This window comes from Collimonas antrihumi, from assembly GCF_018304965.1.
Lineage (GTDB): Bacteria > Pseudomonadota > Gammaproteobacteria > Burkholderiales > Burkholderiaceae_D > Collimonas > Collimonas antrihumi.
Genome location: NZ_JAGQED010000046.1, coordinates 1 through 21,395, shown reverse-complemented (window position 1 = coordinate 21,395; position 21,395 = coordinate 1). Strand labels below are relative to the sequence as shown.

General features: G+C 55.4%; 23 protein-coding genes. 11 read left to right on the top strand and 12 right to left on the bottom strand.

Annotated elements, in window-relative coordinates; all coding sequences use genetic code 11:
* On the top strand, positions 1 to 306 hold a 306-nt coding region (locus KHU29_RS21585; RefSeq protein WP_211455387.1), incomplete at its 5' end, for a hypothetical protein.
* Positions 307 to 342: 36 nt separating this feature from the next.
* Positions 343 to 576 (top strand): DUF2798 domain-containing protein, encoded by a 234-nt coding sequence (locus KHU29_RS21580; protein WP_211455386.1) that lies wholly within the window; start codon positions 343 to 345, stop codon positions 574 to 576.
* Between the two features lie 49 nt (positions 577 to 625).
* Here KHU29_RS21580 and KHU29_RS21575 read toward each other — a convergent pair whose 3' ends face one another.
* The 6 genes from KHU29_RS21575 to KHU29_RS21550 all read right to left on the bottom strand — a co-directional run bounded on the left by KHU29_RS21575 (position 626) and on the right by KHU29_RS21550 (position 6,958).
* The gene (locus tag KHU29_RS21575) at positions 626 to 1,057 is read right to left on the bottom strand and encodes a universal stress protein (RefSeq protein WP_211455385.1); all 432 of its coding nucleotides are present in this window, start codon (positions 1,055 to 1,057) and stop codon (positions 626 to 628) included.
* 96 nt (positions 1,058 to 1,153) lie between these two features.
* Positions 1,154 to 2,596, bottom strand: coding sequence for an aldehyde dehydrogenase family protein (locus tag KHU29_RS21570; protein WP_246542419.1), 1,443 nt, complete (start codon positions 2,594 to 2,596; stop codon positions 1,154 to 1,156).
* Between the two features lie 164 nt (positions 2,597 to 2,760).
* Positions 2,761 to 3,426, bottom strand: a complete 666-nt coding sequence (locus KHU29_RS21565) for an MgtC/SapB family protein (RefSeq protein ID WP_211455384.1) — start codon at positions 3,424 to 3,426, stop codon at positions 2,761 to 2,763.
* 64 nt (positions 3,427 to 3,490) lie between these two features.
* On the bottom strand, positions 3,491 to 5,200 hold the full coding sequence (locus KHU29_RS21560) for an acid phosphatase (protein ID WP_246542417.1): 1,710 nt from the start codon (positions 5,198 to 5,200) through the stop codon (positions 3,491 to 3,493).
* Positions 5,201 to 5,250: 50 nt separating this feature from the next.
* Positions 5,251 to 6,621, bottom strand: a complete 1,371-nt coding sequence (gene gorA / locus KHU29_RS21555; RefSeq protein ID WP_211455383.1) for a glutathione-disulfide reductase — start codon at positions 6,619 to 6,621, stop codon at positions 5,251 to 5,253.
* Positions 6,622 to 6,685: 64 nt separating this feature from the next.
* Positions 6,686 to 6,958: a DUF2917 domain-containing protein gene (locus KHU29_RS21550; protein ID WP_211455382.1), complete on the bottom strand. Its 273-nt coding sequence runs from the start codon at positions 6,956 to 6,958 to the stop codon at positions 6,686 to 6,688.
* A gap of 232 nt (positions 6,959 to 7,190) precedes the next feature.
* Between KHU29_RS21550 and KHU29_RS21545 the strand changes: the two genes are divergently transcribed.
* The 5 genes from KHU29_RS21545 to dinB all read left to right on the top strand — a co-directional run bounded on the left by KHU29_RS21545 (position 7,191) and on the right by dinB (position 11,377).
* A complete protein-coding gene (locus KHU29_RS21545) occupies positions 7,191 to 7,823 on the top strand; it encodes a LysE family translocator (protein WP_211455381.1) in 633 nt (210 codons plus the stop codon).
* 64 nt (positions 7,824 to 7,887) lie between these two features.
* Positions 7,888 to 9,309: a cardiolipin synthase gene (cls, locus tag KHU29_RS21540; RefSeq protein WP_425514505.1), complete on the top strand. Its 1,422-nt coding sequence runs from the start codon at positions 7,888 to 7,890 to the stop codon at positions 9,307 to 9,309.
* A gap of 144 nt (positions 9,310 to 9,453) precedes the next feature.
* Complete coding sequence (locus KHU29_RS21535) at positions 9,454 to 9,708, top strand: type II toxin-antitoxin system Phd/YefM family antitoxin (protein WP_211455380.1); 255 nt, start codon at positions 9,454 to 9,456, stop codon at positions 9,706 to 9,708.
* Positions 9,708 to 10,130: a type II toxin-antitoxin system VapC family toxin gene (locus tag KHU29_RS21530; protein WP_211455379.1), complete on the top strand. Its 423-nt coding sequence runs from the start codon at positions 9,708 to 9,710 to the stop codon at positions 10,128 to 10,130. Before KHU29_RS21535 ends, KHU29_RS21530 begins: the two co-directional genes overlap by 1 nt.
* Before the next feature lie 89 nt (positions 10,131 to 10,219).
* Positions 10,220 to 11,377 (top strand): DNA polymerase IV, encoded by a 1,158-nt coding sequence (gene dinB / locus KHU29_RS21525; RefSeq protein WP_211455378.1) that lies wholly within the window; start codon positions 10,220 to 10,222, stop codon positions 11,375 to 11,377.
* A gap of 25 nt (positions 11,378 to 11,402) precedes the next feature.
* Here dinB and KHU29_RS21520 read toward each other — a convergent pair whose 3' ends face one another.
* Positions 11,403 to 12,017: a putative pterin-binding protein gene (locus tag KHU29_RS21520; protein ID WP_211455377.1), complete on the bottom strand. Its 615-nt coding sequence runs from the start codon at positions 12,015 to 12,017 to the stop codon at positions 11,403 to 11,405.
* Positions 12,018 to 12,199: 182 nt separating this feature from the next.
* On the opposite strand from KHU29_RS21520, the gene KHU29_RS21515 reads away from it, so the two are divergent.
* Positions 12,200 to 12,409, top strand: a complete 210-nt coding sequence (locus KHU29_RS21515) for a hypothetical protein (RefSeq protein WP_211455376.1) — start codon at positions 12,200 to 12,202, stop codon at positions 12,407 to 12,409.
* Between the two features lie 91 nt (positions 12,410 to 12,500).
* Here KHU29_RS21515 and KHU29_RS21510 read toward each other — a convergent pair whose 3' ends face one another.
* From KHU29_RS21510 to KHU29_RS21495, 4 genes are all read right to left on the bottom strand, one after another.
* A complete protein-coding gene (locus tag KHU29_RS21510) occupies positions 12,501 to 13,319 on the bottom strand; it encodes an SDR family oxidoreductase (RefSeq protein WP_211455375.1) in 819 nt (272 codons plus the stop codon).
* Between the two features lie 268 nt (positions 13,320 to 13,587).
* A complete protein-coding gene (locus KHU29_RS21505) occupies positions 13,588 to 15,042 on the bottom strand; it encodes an NAD-dependent succinate-semialdehyde dehydrogenase (RefSeq protein WP_211455374.1) in 1,455 nt (484 codons plus the stop codon).
* 55 nt (positions 15,043 to 15,097) lie between these two features.
* Positions 15,098 to 16,204 carry an ABC transporter ATP-binding protein gene (locus KHU29_RS21500; protein WP_211455373.1) on the bottom strand — a complete coding sequence of 369 codons (1,107 nt, stop codon included), beginning with the start codon at positions 16,202 to 16,204 and terminating at the stop codon, positions 15,098 to 15,100.
* Positions 16,205 to 16,226: 22 nt separating this feature from the next.
* Positions 16,227 to 17,660: an aminotransferase gene (locus KHU29_RS21495; protein WP_211455372.1), complete on the bottom strand. Its 1,434-nt coding sequence runs from the start codon at positions 17,658 to 17,660 to the stop codon at positions 16,227 to 16,229.
* 105 nt (positions 17,661 to 17,765) lie between these two features.
* Between KHU29_RS21495 and KHU29_RS21490 the strand changes: the two genes are divergently transcribed.
* From KHU29_RS21490 to KHU29_RS21480, 3 genes are all read left to right on the top strand, one after another.
* The gene (locus tag KHU29_RS21490; protein ID WP_211455371.1) at positions 17,766 to 18,653 is read left to right on the top strand and encodes a transketolase; all 888 of its coding nucleotides are present in this window, start codon (positions 17,766 to 17,768) and stop codon (positions 18,651 to 18,653) included.
* Positions 18,654 to 18,656: 3 nt separating this feature from the next.
* Positions 18,657 to 19,640: a transketolase family protein gene (locus tag KHU29_RS21485; protein ID WP_211455370.1), complete on the top strand. Its 984-nt coding sequence runs from the start codon at positions 18,657 to 18,659 to the stop codon at positions 19,638 to 19,640.
* 229 nt (positions 19,641 to 19,869) lie between these two features.
* The gene (locus tag KHU29_RS21480; protein WP_211455369.1) at positions 19,870 to 20,562 is read left to right on the top strand and encodes a GntR family transcriptional regulator; all 693 of its coding nucleotides are present in this window, start codon (positions 19,870 to 19,872) and stop codon (positions 20,560 to 20,562) included.
* Between the two features lie 182 nt (positions 20,563 to 20,744).
* On the opposite strand, the gene KHU29_RS21475 is transcribed toward KHU29_RS21480, so the two are convergent.
* Positions 20,745 to 21,053 (bottom strand): acyl carrier protein, encoded by a 309-nt coding sequence (locus KHU29_RS21475; protein WP_211455368.1) that lies wholly within the window; start codon positions 21,051 to 21,053, stop codon positions 20,745 to 20,747.
* Positions 21,054 to 21,395 lie beyond the last annotated feature (342 nt).

The window sequence follows — 21,395 nt, the reverse complement described above, 5'->3', positions numbered from 1 at the left end:
AACATGTTGCAGGTTTGGTTTTTAAGTTGGCAAACAGGGGTATACCCCCTTAGACCAATACCTGCAACCCTTCCCAACATTGTCAATCAAATTATTCCGGACAGCAGTGCGCGAACGCGGGGATCCATGTTGCAGAGTATGGTGGCTAAAATGGATTCCCGCGTTCGCGGGAATGACCTGCCAAGCGCTATAACCGGTAACCTTAACTTAACGGCATTACAGTCAGATTTAGGATCTATCCCAAAAAAGCCGTATGAATATCGATATTTATACGGCTTTTCCATGCTTCATTCGTATACTGATTAAAGTGTCGGGACGCTGACGTTATCCACCGGATATTTCATGAAAAGATTAAACAAAAAATATTTTACGTTCGTATTTGCAGCGCTCATGTCGGTGTTGATGTCTGGTGTCTTGTCATTCTTCATCGTTTTTTATGAAGATGGATTTTCAAGCGGCTTTTTAATGAAATTCCTGGGGGCATGGCAATTCTCATTTCCTTTTTCTTTTGTCGTGGCGCAATTCGTGACGCCTCTTGTCCGGAAATTCACACTGATAGTCGTAGAATCAGACTAGGCGATCCAGACGCTTTTTTTTGTACTGCGCTGCCCCTGCCGCCCGCACATCAACAACGTACTGCAACGAGTATGCTGGCTTTAACCCTCTCGATCAGCAACGCATCCATGGAACCGCGCCACCAGCGCATGGCAAATGTCTTGTGGCGAGGATGGCCGACAATAATGAGATCGATCCCCAGCACGTCCGCCAGTGACCCGATGACCTCGACCGGTTCGCCCAACTGAAGATGGGACACCACGTTCAATCCGGCCGCCGCCATCAGCGCACGCCCCCGCTCCAGTTCCTGCTCCATCATTTCCCTCTCGGTAGTGAATGCAATCTCCGGCGCATAGCCGCCAGCCATGCCATGCGGAGAAAGCTGAACCACCGCCAGCAGATGGACTTCTGTCGAGGGAGGCGGATTCATATGGATACATTCGTGCAGAGCCGACTTACTTTCCGGCGTGCCGTTATAGGCCACCAAAATTTTCTTGTACATGACATCCTCCTGGCGCTACCTGTGCACCACATATAGGTATTGTGCGCCATTTACATGCCGATGTATTGCAAGACCGGTTAGCGGTAATCCTCGGTTTCAAACGGTCTTGACGAACAAGGCGATCAGCTTACGCGTCAGGCCCGTATATGGCGGGTAGAACATTTTGGCGAGCATGATGCGATTGCGCACCACCGCCCTCTCGTGCGAAAACGCCAGGAAGCCGTGATGGCCGTGCGCACTGCCGATACCGGAATTGTTGACACCGCCGAAAGGCAGGTTGCCGTGCAAGAACTGCACCACGCAATGGTTGATGCAAGCCCCGCCAGAAGTTGTCTGCTGCATCACCTTCGCAATATTTGCCTGCTTGCGGCTCCAGACATACAGGGCCAGCGGCTTGGGTTCGGCGTTGATGCGGGCAATCACCGAATCCAGCTGCTCAAAACTGATAATCGGCAGCAGCGGGCCGAAGATTTCTTCGCCCATGATTTTTGCGTCGTCCGGAATGCCGTCCAGCAGTGTTGGCGCGATGTAGCGCTTGAGTTCATCGACCACGCCGCCGGTGACAATCCGCGCGCCGCGCGCCGTGGCGTCATCCAGCAGGGTTTTGACCCGGGTGGTATGGCGTTGATTGACGATACGCGCCAGGCTGGTGCTGTCGATTTGCTGCACATCCTTGCCATAGGCACTCTCCAGCGCCGTCACGCAGTGCCCCAAAAAAGCCTCCTTGACGCTGGCGTGGACATAGATGTGATCAGGCGCGATGCAGGTCTGGCCATTGTTGGTGAACTTGGCCCAGAGGATATTTTGCGCAGCAGCTTGCAGGTCGGCGGTCTCATCGACAATCGTCGGCGATTTGCCGCCGAGCTCCAGCGTGACACTGGTCAGATGCTTCGCCGCCGCCGCCATCACAATCTTGCCGACCGCCGGCGATCCGGTGAAAAAGATATGATCGAAAGGCAAGTCCAGCAATGCCTGCGCGACCGGCGCGTCGCCTTCGAACAACGCCACTTCATTCTCGTCAAATACCGCGCGAATGATCTTGCCGATGACGGCCGAAGCGTGCGGCGTCATTTCCGACGGCTTGATGATCACGGTATTGCCTGCGGCCAGCGCCGAGACCAGCGGCCCCAGGCTCAGGTTCACCGGATAATTCCATGGCGCCACGATTAATACGCGGCCCTTGGGTTCATACTGGGTATATGCCGAAGTACCGATCATCATGCGCGAAGGCCAGACTTTGTTCGGCTTCATCCAGCGTCCCAGCTTGCGGATGACGTCATTGGCCTCGGCGATCACCGGCAGGATTTCGGTCAGTTCGACCTCGGCGGCAGGTTTGCCAAAATCGGCAAAACCGGCGGCAATCACCTCATCCTTGTGCGCCAGCAGCGCACTCCTCAATTTCTTGATTTTCTGCAGACGCTCAGCCTTGCTCGATTGCCGCAAACGCAGGGCAGTGGCTGCCTGAGCATCGAATACGCGCTGGATCTCCTGGCGGGTCTGATCAAACCCGGTAGCGGCTGAGGTCATCAATGTGTTCATGGCTTGCCTCTGACAATGTCATTTATATGACAGCAATTAAAGCACATCGCGTATTGCAGAAGACCGGCTTTTAGTCGAGGGTTTCCTCAATTGCGGCGGTGGCGCCATTCATTGACACATTAGCAAGCATTCGAGAATATTGAAAAATATTCCGGTCCCAAGATTTACGGCAAACGGATTTCGCTCACCTCATGCACATCCGGCACCGCTTTCAACCTGACCAGGATAGCGTCGAACTCGCTGGGCAGCATACGCAATAGCGCCACGGTAACTTCTTCTATCTCAGCGTCATTCGCATTCTGCTCGACGACGAATTGTTCGATTTGTGCCGTGCCCTTGTCCAGCAACTGCCCGAACATCTGGAAAGTCATGGCGCCGCGCCGCACCACCAGCCGCACTTCACGGCGCTGACGGGCGAGGAAGAAACGCTTTTCCAAGGGCTTGAGACCGGCCAGGATGATCAAGATGATCAACGTCGCTGCCGCCGCGGCAATATACAAACCGCCGCCCACCGCCAGCCCGACGGCAGCTACCGACCATAAACTGGCGGCCGTGGTCAGGCCGCGAATCACCTCGCCGCGCAGCAGGATCGAACCGGCGCCCAGGAAACCGATACCGGAGACGACTTGGGCCGCCATCCGCGACGGATCAAGCGAAATCCCCGGCTTGCCCACCACATCCTGGAAACCGTATGCCGATACGATCATTACCAGCGCCGAACCCACGCATACCAGCATGTGCGTACGCAAACCGGCCGCCCAGGACAGACGTTCACGGTCAAAGCCGATGACGCTGCCCAAAGCGGCGGCGATCAATAGCCGGATAATCATCTCTATCTGATCCAAATTACTGTTCCCTTCAGAAATAATATTGACGTCAAATATTGGCGGCCATCTATGCCAGATCCAGGGCATTGGTCAAGTCGCCAAGCGGTGCCTGACGGTTTTCCTTGAACGCTTCATCGCGCGCAACCAATGCATCCAGCTTACGCAATCCGTGCAGGCGTGTAATGAAACGCATGATGGACGTCGTATCGTAAACCGTATGATCGACAAAACCTTTCCTGGCATACGGCGAGATGATGGTGGCGGGTATCCTTGAACCCGGCCCCCAGCGATCGCCCTTGGGCGGCGCCACATGGTCCCACCAGCCGCCGTTTTCATCGTGCGTGATGATCACCACCATGCCTTGCCATTGCGGTCCGCGTTGCAGGTGCGCGATGACATTGGCAATGTGGCGGTCGCCGGACTCGACGTCGGCATAACCCGCATGCAGGTTCAGGTTACCCTGCGGCTTATAGAAACTGACCTGAGGCAAGCGCCCGGCATCTACGTCAGCCAGGAATTTGTTGGTGTTCGGATCGTCACCCACCCCGGCATCTTTCAAATGCGCCTCGCGCAATGCGGTTCCGGGCGCGAAACTCTTGAAATAGTTGAAGGGCTGATGATGATATTGGAAATTAGGCACCGCATCGGCGTTTGCCTTACCCTCCAGCGCCGCTTGCCATGCGCCGGAATACCAGGCCCAGCTGACGCCCTTTTCCGATAGCCGGTCGCCGATAGTCGGATAGGTTTGCGGCGGCAGCACCATCGGATCGCCGGCGTCGGCGTAAGCGGCATCGCCACCCTTCGGCGGTTTGACAAAACTAGGCTGATACGGCGGCGCCATTGTATTGACTGCGTAGCCGTCCGGCGTAATGGCGCGGTCGCGCAGGAATTTTGGCGGCCCGTCGATGGCTGAGGCTGGATTCTTGTCATCCAGCTTCAAACGCGTGCCTTTCGGATCATCCCCTTCCACGGTCGATACGTTGTGGCGGGCCGGGCTGTTGCGGACATCGGGATAGAACGGCGTCTGCCCGGAAATCAGGAAGATATGGTTAAGATACGAGCCGCCGAAAGCCGACATGAAAAAATTGTCGCACAAGGTATATTGCTCGGCCAGTTTCCATAGGCGCAGCTTGCTGGCGGTTTCGCCGTAGTGCCCCATGGTCAGCGCGCCGGAATCGGCCCAGGCCACAAACTGGTCGTTTTTGCCGCCGTTGATCTGCATCTGGTTTTGATAAAACTTGTGCCACAAATCGCGTGTGATCACTCCCTGCGGCAACGGCTTTCCTTGCTGATCGCTCAACTTGAACGGAGCGTTCGGCAAACCGGCAATCTGTCCTTCTGCAATCACGTAGCGCTGGCCGTTGACTTGCTGCGCCTGCGGCACCATCCCGCCCCAGATCTTCGGCAGCTGTGCCAGTGGTGTCTTGCCGTCGCGGTCCAGCTGCGTGTAGCGACCCTGTTGCATCGCCTGCGCCAAAGGCTTTTGCACACCAGGGAAATTACCGTACAGATTATTGAAACTGCGATTCTCGGCGTAGATCACCACCACATGCTTGATGGCAGTCCTCAGCTGCTGGTCCAGCAGCCTTTCCTGGGTTGCATCCGCTATTTGCTGGTTACCGTCGCTGGCGCAGTCGGACAACGCCAGGCTGGCGCCCACAGCAACTACGCTACCGAGAAAGCGACGCCGCGTGAAGCCGGCGGTTTCGTCGCCCTCTATGTCTGTCCCTGTCCGTGTCCCTGTCCCTGTTAATTCTGGTTTTTCATTTTCGCTCATAGCTTGTTCTTTATGTTGGCAGCAGGCGTTTATCTTTTGGCACGCGCTCGTCAATCCGGGCGCGCGGTTCTCAGCGTGACGAATTCTTCCGCCGAGGTCGGGTGTATGCCGATGGTATCGTCAAATACACGTTTGGTGGCGCCGGCGCGTAAAGCCACCGCAATCCCCTGGATGATTTCACCGGCATCCGGCCCCACCATGTGGCAGCCGAGCACTTTATCAGTGTCGGCATCGACCACCAGCTTCATCAAGGTTTTCTCGTGATAATCGCCAAGGCTCAGTTTCATCGGGCGAAACCTGGTCTCGAAGATTTTCAGCTTGTGCCCGGCGTGCTGTGCCTGCTCTTCTGTCAGTCCAACCGTGCCGATGTTGGGCAAGCTGAACACCGCAGTCGGAATCAACTGATAGTCCACCGGGCGATACTCCTCGGGACGGAACAAACGTCTCGCTACGGCCATGCCTTCGGCCAGCGCCACCGGCGTGAGTTGCACTTTACCGATGACATCGCCCAAGGCCAGGATGCTTGGCTCCGAGCTGCGGTATTCCTGATCGACCTTGATAAAACCTTTAGCGTCCAGCGCCACGTCGACATTCTCAAGACCCAGTCCGTCCAGCATCGGCCGCCTGCCGGTGGCGTAGAACACGCAATCGGTATCGAGCACACGGCCATCTTTCAAGGTTACCTTCAAACTGCCGTCGGCCAGCTTGGCTATGCTGGCGATATCGGCATTGAATTGCAAGTCCACGCCCTTTTTCCGGAATTCGTCATTGAGATGCTGGCGCACGCCATGGTCGAAGCCGCGCAGGAACAGATCGCCGCGATACAGCAAGCTGGTTTGCGCGCCGAGGCCATGGAAAATCGAAGCGAACTCGACCGCAATATACCCGCCGCCGATCACCAGCACGCGACGCGGCAATTCCTTAAGAAAAAAAGCTTCGTTGGAGGTAATGGCAAATTCTTTACCGGGGATATCCGGCACCTGCGGCCAGCTGCCGGTGGCGATCAGGATGTTGGCTGCACTGATGCGCTGGCCGTTAATCTCAACCGTATGCTGATCCAGCAATCTGGCGTGGCCTTCAGCGGGGCCTTCATGCAGGGCGACGCCGCTGTTGAGCAGCAAACCGCGATAGACCTCGTTGAGCCGATGGATCTCGCGATTCTTGTTGGCGATCAGCGTGGTCCAGTCGAATTGCGGCTTGCCGGCGCTCCAGCCAAAACTGGATGCCAGGTCGAAATCGTCGCTGAAATGCGCGCCGTAGACCAGGAATTTTTTCGGCACGCAGCCGACATTGACGCAAGTTCCGCCCAGGTAACGGCTTTCCGCTACCGCCACGCGAGCGCCGAATCCAGCCGAAAAACGCGCAGCGCGCACACCGCCGGAACCGGCTCCGATCACAAACAGATCGACATCGAAAGACATAGGCATTCTCCATGGCCGTGGGCAGGCCGAAGCACTCGCTCAAAGCGGCGAGCAATGCCAAATCTTACGCCATCGTCTGCTCGTAGGTGAAACTGGAAGATTTCAGGGCGGTGATCACGATATGTTTTGCGCCATGCATTTCAACGTCCTTATTTTCATTCAAGAAAATATCGCCTTTAAAATTTTCTGCGGTAATCCATAACAAGCCGCTCAGGCATTTGATTCTCTCGCCTTGTTTCAAGGCTTTCTGAATCGAGATGGTCTGATCCTCTGCAAGGTAGATGACATCGTGTGTATGTTCACGAGTCAGCAGGTGGCCGATATTTTCTGATTTCATGGTTTTGCCTCGTATGTGGGTGTCAATCGAGTCAAACGTTGATTGCCGGTACGCATGTTCACTATCATTTATTCCGACAAACAGCACAATCCATGAAATCAGAACAACACTTGTGCCACTGAAGCACAAATAAAATCCATTTATCGTTTAATTATGCGCAGTGGCAAGTTTTACCTCAAAATACGCAGGCCGCTCCTGAATGGGTTTCCCGCTAATCTTTTGCTTTCCGCGTATGCCAAATCTTAATTTACTGCTGGGTTTTGCACTGGTCGCCTTCGGCATGGTGTTGACGCCCGGCCCGAACATGATTTATCTGATCTCCCGTTCGATTTGCCAAGGCCCGAAAGCCGGCTTCGTGTCGCTGGCCGGAGTGGCAACCGGTTTTGTGTTTTACATGCTGTGCGCAGCGTTCGGCATCACGGCCCTGCTATTTGCCATACCTCTGGCGTATGATTTGCTGCGCTTCGGTGGCGCCGCCTATCTGCTTTACCTGGCGTGGCAAGCGGTAAAGCCGGGCGGCCGTTCGCCATTCGCGGTGCGCGATCTGCCCGCCGACAGCAACCGCAAGCTGTTCCTGATGGGCCTGTTCACCAATCTGCTCAACCCCAAGGTCGCCCTGCTGTATCTGGCGCTGTTGCCGCAATTTATCGATCCGAACGGCCCCAGCATCCTGGTGCAGTCGCTGGTACTCGGCGTGATCCAGATTGCGGTCAGCATCACGGTCAACTCGATGGTCACGCTAGCCGCCGGCTCGATTGCCGGTGTCCTGGGTAGGCGGCCCAGCTGGCTGCTGATCCAGCGCTGGCTGATGGGCACCGTCCTGGCAGGCCTGGCCGTACGGATTGCACTGCAGGCAAAAAAATAAGCGAGCCAGGTACCACGATTATTGGCTAATATGCAAGCTGCCCTTGAGATTCGGAGTTATCTGAATGCCGCATTTGCTGTTTGCCCTGATTCCGATTGTCGTTCTGCTGTTGCATGTCGCCGGCGTCGTCGCCGCAATCCACGCCCTGATGCACACCCGCACCCCGCAAGGCGCGGTAGCCTGGGTGTTCGGACTGGTGCTGCTGCCCTACTTCACGCTGCTGCCCTATCTGTTCCTTGGCAGTAAACGATTCACTGGTTATGCCGAACTGCATCATTCACGGCTGGCGCGCCTGCGCCAGCTGGACGATCCGGTTCAGCTAGCGTTGTCTGCCGAATACCCGCCGCACGTCGGGTCGCAGCGTTATCAAGCCATCAGCAAAATGCTAGGCGTACCTTTCCTGAGCGGCCATCGCTTGCGCTTGCTGGTCAATGGCGCCGCCAGTTTCGAAGCGATGTTCGCCGCGATCGCCGACGCTGAACATTATGTGCTGGTGCAATTCTTCATCATCCACGACGATGAACTGGGCCGCCGGCTGCAAGCAGCGCTACTGGAACGCGCGGCAGCCGGCGTCAGCGTGCACGTGCTCTACGACGGTGTCGGCAGCCACGATCTGCCCGCCACGTACAGTGAAATCCTGCGCGCCGGCGGCGTCCATATCCATCGCTTCGCCACCCGCCGCTGGCGCAACCGTTTCCAGCTCAACTTTCGTAATCACCGCAAGGTAGTGGTAGTGGACGGCTGGCGCGGCTTTGTCGGCGGCCTCAATGTCGGCGAAGAATATCTTGGCCACAAGCCGCCGCTGGCGCCATGGCGCGATACCCACATGGAATTGCAGGGGCCGGCGGTCGCCGATTTGCAGTTGGCCTTCGATGAAAACTGGCAATGGATCACCGGCCAACCACTGACTCTGCTGCCACCGCGCCCCAGCGGCGGTGAAGCTACCAGCCTGATTGCAGCGACCGGGCCAGCCGATGCGCAAGAAACCTGTTCGCTACTTTTCGTGCAGGCGATACACGCCGCCCGTCACAGACTGTGGCTGACCACGCCCTACCTGGTGCCCGACTCAGCGGTGAACGCCGCCTTGCAGCTGGCGGTATTCCGCGGTGTCGATGTGCGCATTCTGATTCCGTCCATCCCGGATCATCGCACCGTCTTCCTGGCATCGACCTTGTATGCACACGAATCGGTACGCGCCGGTATACGCGTGTTCCGCTATCAGCCAGGGTTTACGCACCAAAAAGTCATGCTGATTGACGACGATACGGCATCGGTCGGCAGCATGAACCTGGATAACCGTTCACTCCGCCTCAATTTCGAAATTACCGCATTGAATATCGATACGGCGTTCGCCGCGGAAGTCGAACAGATGCTGGCGATTGATTTCGAACAGGCGGTCGAAATCGGTGGCAGTGACTATAACCGGTTGCGCTACTCGTACCGGGTGCTGATCCATGTTGCGCGCTTGCTGAGTCCGGTGCTGTAAGACTTCGGCGGGTCGCCATAGCCGACATCTATTTTGAAGCTAAATAGTAGATCCATCGAAAATGTAGGAACATACCTACATATTTTACGCAATTCACGATTTGTAGTAACATACCTACATTGGAGACAGATGCGAGGTGCCGAAATGACGATCACGACCCTTTCAAGCCGGCAGTTCAATCAAGATGCCAGCAAGGCAAAAAAGGCGGCGAATGATGGCCCAGTGTTCATCACCGACCGCGGTCGGCCAGCACATGTGCTTTTGACATTCGACGAGTATAAAAAAATCAGTGGCGGACGAACAAAAATCGCGGATTTGTTGGCGATGCCAGGTATCGCAGACATCGAACTCAACATCCCGCAATCGAAAGATCTGGCTCAAGCTGCGGATTTATCCTAATGTACCTTCTCGATACAAATGTCGTGTCTGAACTGCGAAAAATTCGCCAAGGAAAAGCCGATAGCCGCGTTGCAGAGTGGGCCGATAGCGTGGATGCGGTTGATTTATATCTGTCAGCGATTACTGTCCAGGAATTAGAGATCGGTATATTACTTGCCGAACGCCGCGATCCACCGCAGGGAGCAATATTCCGAGCCTGGATGAACAGCCACGTCTTACCCGCCTTCACTGGCCGCATCCTGCCAGTAGACACAGCTGTCGCTCAACGCAGCGCACGATTGCATGTGCCCGACCCGCGCCCCGTTCGCGACGGACTTATCGCCGCGACGGCACTGGTTCACGGCATGACGGTTGTAACACGCAACTCGGGCGACTTCGAGCCAACCGGGGTAGCAATCCTCAATCCGTGGACCTATTGCTGACCGTCAAAAAAAAAAGATGCCAAAATAGCTGTATTTATATACAGTAGTGATATTCTACTGCCGTATTACACATCTCTATTCTTGACCTCATGCCTCCGCCCATTCGTCGTATCGCGCATCTGGATATGGACGCTTTCTACGCGTCGGTGGAACTGCTGCGCTACCCGGAACTGCGCGGCCAGGCGGTAGTGATCGGCGGCGGCTCTCGGCACACGCCGGAACCTGGCGAAGACGGCCAACTCCGCTACTCCAGGCTGCGCGACTATGTCGGCCGCGGCGTCGTGACCACCTCGACTTACGAGGCGCGCGCCTTGGGCGTGTTTTCCGCCATGGGCATGATGAAAGCTGCCAAGCTGGCGCCGGACGCGATTTTGCTGCCGACCGATTTCGAGTCTTACCGCCATTACTCCCGATTATTCAAAGCTGCCGTGGCCGAGATCGCACCGTTGATAGAGGATCGCGGCATTGACGAAATCTATATCGACCTGAGCCAGCACCCGGACGACGTTCGGATACTGGCGCAACGAATCAAGGATGCCGTGCGCGCGGCCACGGGATTGTCGTGTTCGATCGGCATCGCACCCAACAAGCTGTTGGCCAAGATCAGCTCGGAACTTGACAAGCCGGACGGCCTCACCGTCATCACCGAGGCCGACATCCAGTCGCGCATCTGGCCGCTGGCTGCACGTAAGGTCAACGGCATCGGCCCCAAGGCGGCGGAGAAATTGACGGCTCTCGGGTTGCATACCATCGGTGAACTGGCCGCAGCCGATCCAGCCGTGCTGCAGGAAAATTTCGGTCGCACATTTAGCGAATGGCTGGTGCGTACCGCCATGGGCCAGGACGATCGCCCGGTGGCGACCAGCTCGGAAACCAAATCGATTAGCCGCGAATCGACTTTTGAACGAGATCTCCACGCCAAGCTGGACCGCGACACGCTCACCCCTATGTTCACGGACCTGTGCGTGCGACTTGCCGGCGACCTGCAAAGAAAAGGCTATGTTGCGCGCACGGTAGGGATCAAATTGCGTTTCTCCGACTTTCGCATCGTCACCCGGGATCTGACACTGCCCAATGCCACGGATGACGCCACAGCGATCCGGCAAGCGGCGGGCGAATGCCTGCGCCGGGTCGCATTCGACAAGCGCTTGAGGCTGTTAGGCGTACGGGCCAGCGCACTTGCCAGAAAAGATGAGGCAGTGAACCAGTCGGTCGTCTTGCAAGGCGAATTATTCAGCGACGAATAAGGCTACAAGCTACGGAAGCCTTGCTTCATTTACCCGCGACTACCTCGATGCAATACAAACCCCAGGGGCACAGGGTGAAGCGCTGGCTCAACGGTTTTTGCGCCTGCTCGGCGATGCGATCGGCGTCATAGATCGCGAAGATGGGGCCAAAACCGCCGATCGACATGGGCTTGCCATCGATATGCGTCGCCAGGATATAACCATACTTCCGCAGTTGCGCGAAACTCAACTGCGGCATATAGCCGTCGACCGAATGAAACACAATCTGCGTCTCCGGCGCTTTGCTGGCGCCCAGCATATCCAGCACGTCGGCCAGACGCGGACCGCGCAACTGATGCGGCTTGCTGTCGTACTCCATGGTCGGATTGATGGTTGCCGCAGGCAGTTTGGCGAGCGCGCCAAGATCGAAGGCGAATGCGCTGCTGAACTGTACGTTCTGCTTATGCATCATCTGGTCGATCACCGGATCGGTCGGGCCGCGATTGCTGCGCTCAATTGCGCCAGTAATTGTTAATACTGCCGGCGCCGCAGCTTGTGATGTGCCTTTGGCAGCGGCACTCACATCAGGCGATACCGCAATCATTCCCAGGGCGCCTGCAATCGAAGCGGTGGCGGTCGACAGAAACTGGCGTTTTTTCATTCAATGCTCCGTGACAAAGATGGTCGGGTGAATGCAGGTCGGGTGAGTGCCGGCAGGTTGCATGCTACATGAAGTTACGAATCAACAACACCCTCGTTGTCAACCGAATATCCCCCACGGCGTTTATAAGAAATCCCGCGGTCAACCGGGATTGTGAAACCCAATCAACGGAAGGAATCAATATGAAAAAGCTATTTGGCATCGCCGCTCTCCTCTTCGCATTGACACCATTCGCACAAGCCCAGAACTCGGGCGACCCGCTGGCCGGCCATCCCGACGCCCGCAACGACCGTCCGATGGAAACCCACCCGGGCGACACTAAGCATGGGCCCGCCAAGCATCACGGCAAAGCACCGAAGAAACACCATCACAAAGACGAAATGAAAAAATAATTTGCGGCAGAAACACTGGCTCGCGCTGCGTTCTTGGCAGGTGAGTCAGTGCTTGAGTACAAAGTACCCGCAATGAAGCAGCGCCTCAATCCTAAGCTTTGGGACCTGACGTGATCGCCGCAGTTACCTCCATCATGAACGCGGTGGCGCCACCCAGCGACCAGCCGCCATCTACCGGCAACACCACGCCCGAAATATAACTGGCCAGCGGCGAGGCGAGGAATATGGCTGCGTTGGCAATATCGCGCGGCGTTCCCTCCCGTCGTAAAGGTACGGTGGAAGCGATCCTGGTTTTCAGCGCAGGAGTCGGAGCAAGCCGCTCCATGCCTTCCGTACCGCCAATCGGCCCCGGCACAATCGAATTGACACGCACGCCCTGCTCACCCCATTCCATCGCCAGAACCCGCGTTAGCATGTCGACGCCGGCCTTTGCTGCACATACATGGGCCTGCAACTCCATAGGCAAGAATGCCTGGGGTGCCGAGATATTGATGATCGCTGCACCTGGTTTGGTAAGGTAGGGATACGACGCACGCAGCACGTGGAAAGAGCCAAGCAGATCGATGTCGACCACCGACTTGAAGCCATTGGGCGACATGCCGAGTGCCGTTGCCGGAAAATTGCCGGCAGCACCGGACACCAACACGTCGATCTGGCCGAACGCCTGGCTCGCGCCGGTGAATGCAGCGGCTACCGCATCGGGATTGCGCACGTCGGCACAGAAGCCGGCGACCTCGCCCCCGTGCCGCGACAATGCGGATACTGCCGCATCAACCTTGTCTTGCGACCGGCTGGCTACTGCCACCCTTGCCCCCTGCTCAGCGAAAGCGTGGGCAATACCCAGGTTGATACCGCTGGTGCCGCCAAAGACGAACACTGTCTTGCCGTTGAAATCGAATGGATTGATCATGTCGATACCTCTGAAGGTCGGTTTTACATACTCGCTCTGCTCACCTTCGAATAATGTACGCCAAAATGCCCGGGGCTAGCGATTTGAATGATCTTTGTTACTTGATGGTGACTACTGCTTAGGCAAGTCATCGCAAAAAAATCGACGATAAGTAAAAAGCGCTAACCACGTCACAGCAGAGACAAGAACCAGTGATCCGACAAGTGCAACGATTGAAACTGTTGCATACTCTTTATGAACGCGTGGTGCTTATCGCACCTAAATCGGATCACTCAATACCGATGCAAAGCTGTTTGATCACAATATAGTCCTCGATCCCGTATTTGGATCCCTCGCGCCCAAGACCCGATTGCTTGACACCACCGAACGGCGCGACCTCACTGGAAATCACGCCCGTGTTGATGCCAACCATACCGTACTCCAGAGCTTCTGCGACGCGCCAGACGCGTCCTATATCACGACTATAAAAATAACTGGCTAGTCCGAATTCGGTATTGTTCGCCATGGCGATCACTTCTTCCTCGGTATCGAAACGAAACACGCAGGCAAGCGGCCCGAAGGTCTCTTCCGTCGCGACTTTCATCGACTGTGTTGCGCCGGCGAGCAAGGTCGGTTCAAAGAACGTTCCACCGAGGACATGGCGCTTGCCTCCGACTACCAGCCAAGCACCTTTGGCCATCGCATCGGCAATATGCTCTTCGACTTTGTCGACTGCAGCAGCGTCGATCAGCGGTCCTTGCGATATATTCTCCTCTAAGCCGTTGCCGACCGACAGCGCATTGACAGCAATCGCCAGTTTTTCGACGAATTCGTCATGCACGTGATCGTGTACATACAATCGATTCGTACATACACAAGTCTGGCCGGCGTTGCGAAATTTACTGGCGATGGCGCCACTGACCGCCGCCTCAATGTCCGCGTCATCGAACACGATGAAAGGCGCGTTGCCACCCAGTTCCATCGAGACTTTTTTGATGGTCCCGGCGGTTTGGCGCATTAGAATACGCCCAATTTCAGTAGAGCCGGTGAAGCTCAGTTTGCGCACCGCAGGGTTGGAAGTCAACTCCCCGCCGATAGCATTGGCCGATCCGGTCACCACCGAAAATACTCCCGGGGGAATACCGGTCATTTCTCCCAGATGGGCAAGAGCCAGCGCGCTCAGCGGCGTCTGGCTGGCCGGTTTGACGATGATAGGACATCCAGCAGCCAGTGCGGGACCGATCTTTCTCGTGATCATTGCCGCCGGAAAATTCCACGGCGTAATCGCAGCGCATACGCCAATCGGCTCCTTGACGACCACGATCCGCCTGCCGCTATGCGGACTGGGAATGGTATCGCCGTAGAGTCGCTTTCCTTCTTCCGCAAACCACTCGATATAGGAAGCTGCATAGCGGATTTCATCGCGCGACTCTTGCAGAGGCTTGCCCTGCTCGCATGTCATGATGCGTGCCAGGTCTTCAGCATTATCGAGGATCGCATCGTGGAATTTCCGCAAGATGCGTGCGCGATCCTTTGCAGTCAATCTGCGCCAGGGTTCCCATGCTGCATGGGCGCACTCGATCGCCCGGCGCGTTTCGCTCGCGCCCATGCGTGGTACGGTCGCGATGATTTCACCATCGGCCGGATTAGTGATTTGAATGACTGCACCGCTGTCGGCGTTACGCCAGGCGCCGTTGATAAACGCCTTGGTACGCAGCAGAGCCGGATTGATGAGTTGCAGCATGAAATATCCCTTAAGCGATGGGCAAAAGTTGAAGGTGTCGGCATATTACCGACGATCACCGTAACGTCATGGACTCCGGATAAACATGACAGTCGTTGGGATTCCATCCGAAACCGATCGATTCGCCGATAACAATCTGCTTCGCCAGTTTCATATCTGCCATTTTGAGAATGACGTTTTCTTTCTCCCCATGACGGACATGTACCCGAACGTGGTCCCCGAGGTAAACCAGGTCGGCAATCTGCCCGGTAAAATCCTGCGATCCGTTTGACACGGCGCCCAGTTGAATTTTTTCAGGACGCACCATCACCTTGACTCGCTCCGGCTCCGTGCCTTGCAGACCGAATGCCGGGGCCGTGATGCGTTGACCGCAGTCCAGTGCAACCGTGCATGTCTCGCCATGCACCGCTTGCAGCGTGCCGCACAAGATGTTGTTCTCACCGATAAAGGTCGCAACATATGCCGTCCCTGGCTGTTCGTACAGCACATCCGGCGCTGCAATCTGCGCAATATCACCACGGTCAAAAACGGCAACGCGATCAGACATCGTCAGAGCTTCGCTCTGGTCGTGCGTCACATACACTATCGTGATGCCCAGCTTGCGATGCAATTGCTTGATCTCATATTGCATGTGCTCGCGCAAATTCTTGTCGAGTGCACCCAATGGTTCGTCCATCAGAATTAATTCGGGCTCAAACACCATTGCACGCGCCAGCGCAACGCGTTGCTGCTGGCCACCCGACAGCTCGGATGGACGTCGATGCTCCATCCCGTGCAACTGCACCATATCAATCGCCCGCTTGACCTTATCTTCGAGTTCGGCACCGCCGATACCACGCATTTTGAGTGGATATGCAAGATTTTGCGCAACACTCATGTGCGGGAACAAGGCATAGTTCTGGAACACCATGCCGATGCCGCGTTTGTGCGCAGGTACGCTCTCGATGTGCTTGCCGTTCATCCGGATTTCACCGCGAGTCGGCGACTCAAATCCGGCCAGCATCACCAGCGTGGTGGTCTTGCCCGATCCGGAAGCGCCCAGCAGCGTGAGGAATTCTCCCCGTCGTATGGACAAGTTCAGGTTCTTGATAACCAGATTGCTACCGTCATACGATTTCTGTACGTCGATAAATTCGATCAATTTTTCTTGCTCGTTGCTCATAATCTTCCCCCAGGCCAGCGCGTTATGCACGTTTAGCAAGCTCTGTCACGGTCTCGTCGAGTGCCACGGTCAATTTTTCGACAATCATGTCGATCTCATCATTACTAATGATGAAAGGCGGGCTAAGCGCAATGGCGTCTCCCATGTTTCGCACAATCAGTCCGTGCTCACGCGTGCGCTGTTCGACCCTGGTGCCAACACCCAGCACAGCCGGAAAAGCCTGGCCGCTTGATTTGTCGATCAGTTCGATACCGGCCAGCAAGCCTGTTCCGCGAACTTCTCCGACCAATGAATGCTCACGCAGTGCGGACAATTTGCCGTGCAGGTACTCCCCCTTGCTCGTGACAACGCTCGGCGCATCCATTTCCTGATAAATGGTCAGCGCTTCAAGCGCAACCGCAGCGGCAACAGGATGGCCGGAGTACGTAAAGCCATGGCCAAACGGGCCTAGCGTACTGCTTTGGTTCTCCAGTTGTTCGTAAATTTTTCCACTGACGACAACGCAGGAAATCGGCATATATCCCGCGGAAAGACTCTTGGCACAGGCCATCATTTCTGGCTCCACACCCATCGTTTCGGCGCCGAACCAGCGGCCGCTCCGTCCGAAACCGCAAATAATTTCATCGGAAAGCAAGAGAATGTCGTACTTGCGCAGCAATGCCTGGAGTGCCGGCATATAACCTGCAGCCGGCACCACGACACCTCCGGCGCCCAAGATCGGCTCGCTGATCAGTGCCGCAATCGTATCGGCGCCCTCAGCTTCGATCAGTTGCTCAAGCTGAGCGATGAGCCGTGCAACGAAAGCGGCTTCGCTTTCCCCTGGCCGTCCGTTTTTGCAGAAGTGCGGGCATTCGATATGACGAATGCCCGGCAACGGCAAGCCAAACGCGCGATGCATGTGCGGCAGCCCGGACAGGCTGGATCCCATGACTGTCGAACCGTGGAATCCTTTGTCGTGTGCAATGATCGTCCGCTTTTCCGCTTTGCCGCGAGCAGCCTGGTAGTACCACGTCATCTTGATCATCGAATCTATCGCCTCCGATCCTGACGATGCAAAAAACACCTTTGCATCCGGCAGCGGTGCAATGGCGACGATCCGGCTTGCCAATTGCACGACAACGTCGGGAACCCGGTGATTGAAGGTGTGGTAGTACGGTAGCCGCTGCAGTTGTCGCTCTGCTGCCCCGATCAGCCGTTGATTCGAAAATCCCAGCGATGCGCACCACAAGCCGGACATGCCTTCTATGTATTTTTTGCCTTGCTCGTCAAAAACATAAATCCCCTCGCCGCGGCTGACTATCAACGGTCCGCGCGACTGGTGCGCGCGCAGATTGGTTTGAGAATGCAAGTGATGCCGAATATCGGCCTTAGCCTGTTCGCTCAATGCAACGCCATCCAAGCCTATCCCGGAGTTGTCTGTTTTCTCACTGCTTGCCACTTCGTGTACCGCGGTCATTTTTGCTCCTTTGAATGCACTAGTCATAACGATATATCATATATGATGTATAGTAAATCAATCAAAATTTAATTATTTGGAAAAGATCATTCCCAAGGAGGTGTTATGGCAGATGTAAAAGTGAAGTCAGTGCAAGCGAGTATTCAGGAATTTGCGCTGACAACTGAGGAAATTGCACGTTTGCGAGAGCGAGCGATGTTTGTCCGACTGGAAACAATTCGTCTGATCGAAATTGCCAAAGTCGGCCACTATACGTCGGTGTTTTCGGCGGCGGAGACATTTGCCGCCTTGTATTACGACGTGATGCGCCTTCAACGCGGCAACCCTGCATGGCCGCAACGGGATCGTTTCCTGATGGGCAAAGGTCACGCAGCGGTGGGACTGTTCCCAATTCTTGCCGACCTCGATTTCTTTCCAAAATCATGGCTGGATCAATACACACGCCTAGGCAGTCCGCTGGGCGACCATCCGGACATGTGCAAGGTGCCAGGAATCGATTTCAGCTCCGGATCGATCGGCCATGCCTTGTCGAACGGACTTGGCATGGCGCTGGCCGGCCGCTTCCACGGCAACGATTTCACAACCTTCGTCATGTTGGGTGATGGTGAAATGCAGGAAGGCCAGGTTTGGGAGGCTGCTCTGGGAGCTGCACATCACAAGCTCAATCGCCTGATCGCCATTGTCGACCGCAACGGCTACCAGTTGGACGGCGCGGTCGATGATGTCATCGGCATCGAACCGCTTGATGAAAAATGGCGCGCCTTCGGATGGGAAGTCCACGTCGTAGATGGCCACAATCTTGGCGAACTGACAGCCTTGTTGCGCCGTCTTCGCGCCGACGATCAGCGCACCGGTCCCGCCTGCGTGATTGCAAAGACAGTCAAGGGCAAAGGTGTGCGCTATATGGAAACGGAACCGGGCTGGCATCTGGGCTATTTGGCACCCGAAGACGCAACGCGAGCCATCGCGGAAATCAAAGGACAGGAAATCTAAACTATGAATCAGCCACTATCCAAAGACTCATGGCAATATCGCGGCCTGAACGAACTGACACCCGGCTTGAACTATCTGTCCGACGGCCTGGCCGCGCTGGTCGAAGCCGGCTATCCGGTATTGGCAGGTTCTGCCGACCTCCAATATTCGAACGGCCTGGCCCGATTTGCAAAAAAATACCCTGAACGCTATACCCAATTCGGCATTTCGGAACAAAACATGGTCAGTGCGGCAGCCGGCATGGCCACTGCCGGCGGCATGCCCTTTGTCGCGACGTTTGCATCATTCCTGGCTCTACTGTGCTGTGAGCAAATCCGCATGGATATCGCCTACTGCAGGTTGCCGGTACGCCTGATCGGTCACCATGCAGGCATTTCGCTGGGATTTTACGGCACCTCGCATCACGCCACCGAAGACCTGGCAATCATGCGTTCAATCGCCAATCTGACGGTCGTAGCGCCCGCAGACGGCCCGCAACTGGTTGCCGCCATCAAGGCCTCTGCCGAATATCCGCAACCGATCTACTTCCGCGTTGGCCGTGGCCGCGATCCGCAAGTATATGAAGACAACGTCCCATTTGAGTTCTGCAAGGCAATCGAGCATTTTTCTGGAGAAGAGCTGACGATTATCGCCTGCGGCTCGACGGTTCATCCCGCGCTGGAGGCGGCAAAGCGCTTGAACGCTGCGGGTTGGTCGGTAGGCATGATTGACATGGCCACAATCAAACCGCTTGATCGCGAGGCCGTGCTGCGCGCAGCCGGGCGATCGCGCAAATTGATGACGGTGGAAGAACACAATGTATTGGGCGGACTCGGCGGCGCGGTAGCGGAAATTCTGGCGGACGAAGGCAGCGGCGTGCGACTGTTGAGGCATGGTATCAAGGACGAATACAGTCTGATTGCTCCGCCTACTCATTTATACGCGCATTATCAGCTGGATGCGAACGGAATTGAGACAGTGGCGCTGGGCGAATTGCAGCGGATCTGATCGCCGCCGACATCTCTTTTTTTACCGGCGCGCACATCTGCGCGCCGATTTTTATTGAAGCGCCTACACAACAAACGCGATCTTTCCGGGGTCTGCTGTGGCAAAGATCGGATAACAAAAACTGACTTAGCCGCAATGCAGTTTATCGGCATAATCGATTATACTGCAGCAACATATACGATATACAATTCCCGTGAACGAACAAATCTCTCCCATCGATAAAAGCAATATGTCCGCGCGTGTCTACAACGAGGTACGCGAGGCCCTGGTGGCAGGACGCTTCCTGCCAGACGAACGCATACGGCTGCAGGACATGGCGGAACGTTTCGGCACCAGCGTAACACCTGTGCGCGAGGCTTTGTTGAGGCTGGTCAGCGAACGAGCGCTACACATGCAGGCAGCAAAAATGATCAGCGTCCCGCCGTTGAATCTGGAGCGTTATCTGGAGTTGCGCACCATTCGGTTGCAGCTGGAACCGCTTGCTGCTGAACTGGCAACGGAACGCATCGGCCCATCCGAGTTGTCCAAACTGGTTGATTTGAATGCGCAGTTTGAAAAAGCCGGCGCACAACGCGACGCCGATGCGCGCATGGGTTTCAACCGCGCCTTCCATTTCGGCATATACAATCTGTGCGGACTACCGACCCTCCAGGCGATCATAGAAAACCTGTGGGCGTCGATGGGGCCGGTTCTGAAAGCTTATTTCCTGCACAACAAGGCCATGTCGTTTATTGATCCCGATCAGCACCGCACCTTGCTTACTGCTCTGCACAAACGTGACGGCAAGGCTGCTGCCGAAGCAATCCGGCAAGATATCCTGGGTGCTGCACCCAGCATCATCAGCTTCCTGGAAGAAATCGAGGAACTGGAAAAAAACAATGACAAGGATCTTCGCGGCGGCAAAACAAAGACGGCAAAATAAGCAACAACTTCGACAAACTCTATCCTCCGAAATGCTATGCGAGCATCATGACAGGCGTGTGTGGCATTCATCAGCAAAGGCTGTCATTGCCAAATTTTATCGCGCAAAACGTTGCTGCAGCTCGCCATCCATGTTCTGTGGCGAGTTAGGGAAATTCGCCAACGTATCCTTGTTTTTGACATCTATCTGAACAGCCATCCTAATAATCCTGAAGGCTTGCTTCTGGGGATTTTTACGCCACGATAACGCAGTGTTAAATCTGTAAATTCATCAAATGTTGCAATTTTGCTCCACTCTTCAAGAGGAGGGAGCATGTCAAAATATTTTTCAACCGCTTCCAGGAAAATAGTTATGTCGTCAGTATAAATCTTGAAATCTCTTGTGATGTGCGTACTCGCGGAAATTTCCTCACGCTTGATAAAGCCAATTTCCTCGACAAAAATATCTATTATTTTTTCGAGAATTTGATTTCTAGTAAGTTCGTTTGCCATTTTTTGCCTCAAGCGCGCACATGCCGATAATAACGACATCGTAGATAGCAAAACCAAGGGCCGCAAAAGGCGCCCCACGCCCAATTACACCGAAAATACGCTTAGTGCCAAATACAGTCTTTGCAGTTTGTGCCATTGAGGAATGAACAAATGACCTTGGAAAAAATTTCAGGCCATAGTAACTAATCAAATTAGTATTTTTACCGGCGCCAAGAACTGTAGTGGTCTAATTTGCCCGGACACCTCGATAGGTGGACAATCCACCATCCGAGGAGATTTGCATGACAAGGCAACGCCGCAATTTCGACCCCAGCTTTAAGCTTGAGGTCGTCAAAATGATCA

Coding starts and splice junctions, on each gene's coding strand:
- KHU29_RS21565 (WP_211455384.1), bottom strand. CDS start 3,426: ATGATTATCCGGCTATTGATCGCCGCCGCTTTGGGCAGCGTCATCGGC.
- KHU29_RS21550 (WP_211455382.1), bottom strand. CDS start 6,958: ATGAAATCAGAAAATATCGGCCACCTGCTGACTCGTGAACATACACAC.
- KHU29_RS21500 (WP_211455373.1), bottom strand. CDS start 16,204: ATGAGCAACGAGCAAGAAAAATTGATCGAATTTATCGACGTACAGAAA.
- dinB (WP_211455378.1), top strand. CDS start 10,220: ATGCCTCCGCCCATTCGTCGTATCGCGCATCTGGATATGGACGCTTTC.
- KHU29_RS21570 (WP_246542419.1), bottom strand. CDS start 2,596: ATGAACACATTGATGACCTCAGCCGCTACCGGGTTTGATCAGACCCGC.
- KHU29_RS21490 (WP_211455371.1), top strand. CDS start 17,766: ATGGCAGATGTAAAAGTGAAGTCAGTGCAAGCGAGTATTCAGGAATTT.
- KHU29_RS21475 (WP_211455368.1), bottom strand. CDS start 21,053: ATGGCAAACGAACTTACTAGAAATCAAATTCTCGAAAAAATAATAGAT.
- KHU29_RS21535 (WP_211455380.1), top strand. CDS start 9,454: ATGACGATCACGACCCTTTCAAGCCGGCAGTTCAATCAAGATGCCAGC.
- KHU29_RS21495 (WP_211455372.1), bottom strand. CDS start 17,660: ATGACCGCGGTACACGAAGTGGCAAGCAGTGAGAAAACAGACAACTCC.
- KHU29_RS21530 (WP_211455379.1), top strand. CDS start 9,708: ATGTACCTTCTCGATACAAATGTCGTGTCTGAACTGCGAAAAATTCGC.
- KHU29_RS21480 (WP_211455369.1), top strand. CDS start 19,870: ATGTCCGCGCGTGTCTACAACGAGGTACGCGAGGCCCTGGTGGCAGGA.
- KHU29_RS21485 (WP_211455370.1), top strand. CDS start 18,657: ATGAATCAGCCACTATCCAAAGACTCATGGCAATATCGCGGCCTGAAC.
- KHU29_RS21560 (WP_246542417.1), bottom strand. CDS start 5,200: ATGAGCGAAAATGAAAAACCAGAATTAACAGGGACAGGGACACGGACA.
- KHU29_RS21505 (WP_211455374.1), bottom strand. CDS start 15,042: ATGCTGCAACTCATCAATCCGGCTCTGCTGCGTACCAAGGCGTTTATC.
- cls (WP_425514505.1), top strand. CDS start 7,888: ATGCCGCATTTGCTGTTTGCCCTGATTCCGATTGTCGTTCTGCTGTTG.
- gorA (WP_211455383.1), bottom strand. CDS start 6,621: ATGTCTTTCGATGTCGATCTGTTTGTGATCGGAGCCGGTTCCGGCGGT.
- KHU29_RS21545 (WP_211455381.1), top strand. CDS start 7,191: ATGCCAAATCTTAATTTACTGCTGGGTTTTGCACTGGTCGCCTTCGGC.
- KHU29_RS21515 (WP_211455376.1), top strand. CDS start 12,200: ATGAAAAAGCTATTTGGCATCGCCGCTCTCCTCTTCGCATTGACACCA.
- KHU29_RS21580 (WP_211455386.1), top strand. CDS start 343: ATGAAAAGATTAAACAAAAAATATTTTACGTTCGTATTTGCAGCGCTC.
- KHU29_RS21510 (WP_211455375.1), bottom strand. CDS start 13,319: ATGATCAATCCATTCGATTTCAACGGCAAGACAGTGTTCGTCTTTGGC.
- KHU29_RS21575 (WP_211455385.1), bottom strand. CDS start 1,057: ATGTACAAGAAAATTTTGGTGGCCTATAACGGCACGCCGGAAAGTAAG.
- KHU29_RS21520 (WP_211455377.1), bottom strand. CDS start 12,017: ATGAAAAAACGCCAGTTTCTGTCGACCGCCACCGCTTCGATTGCAGGC.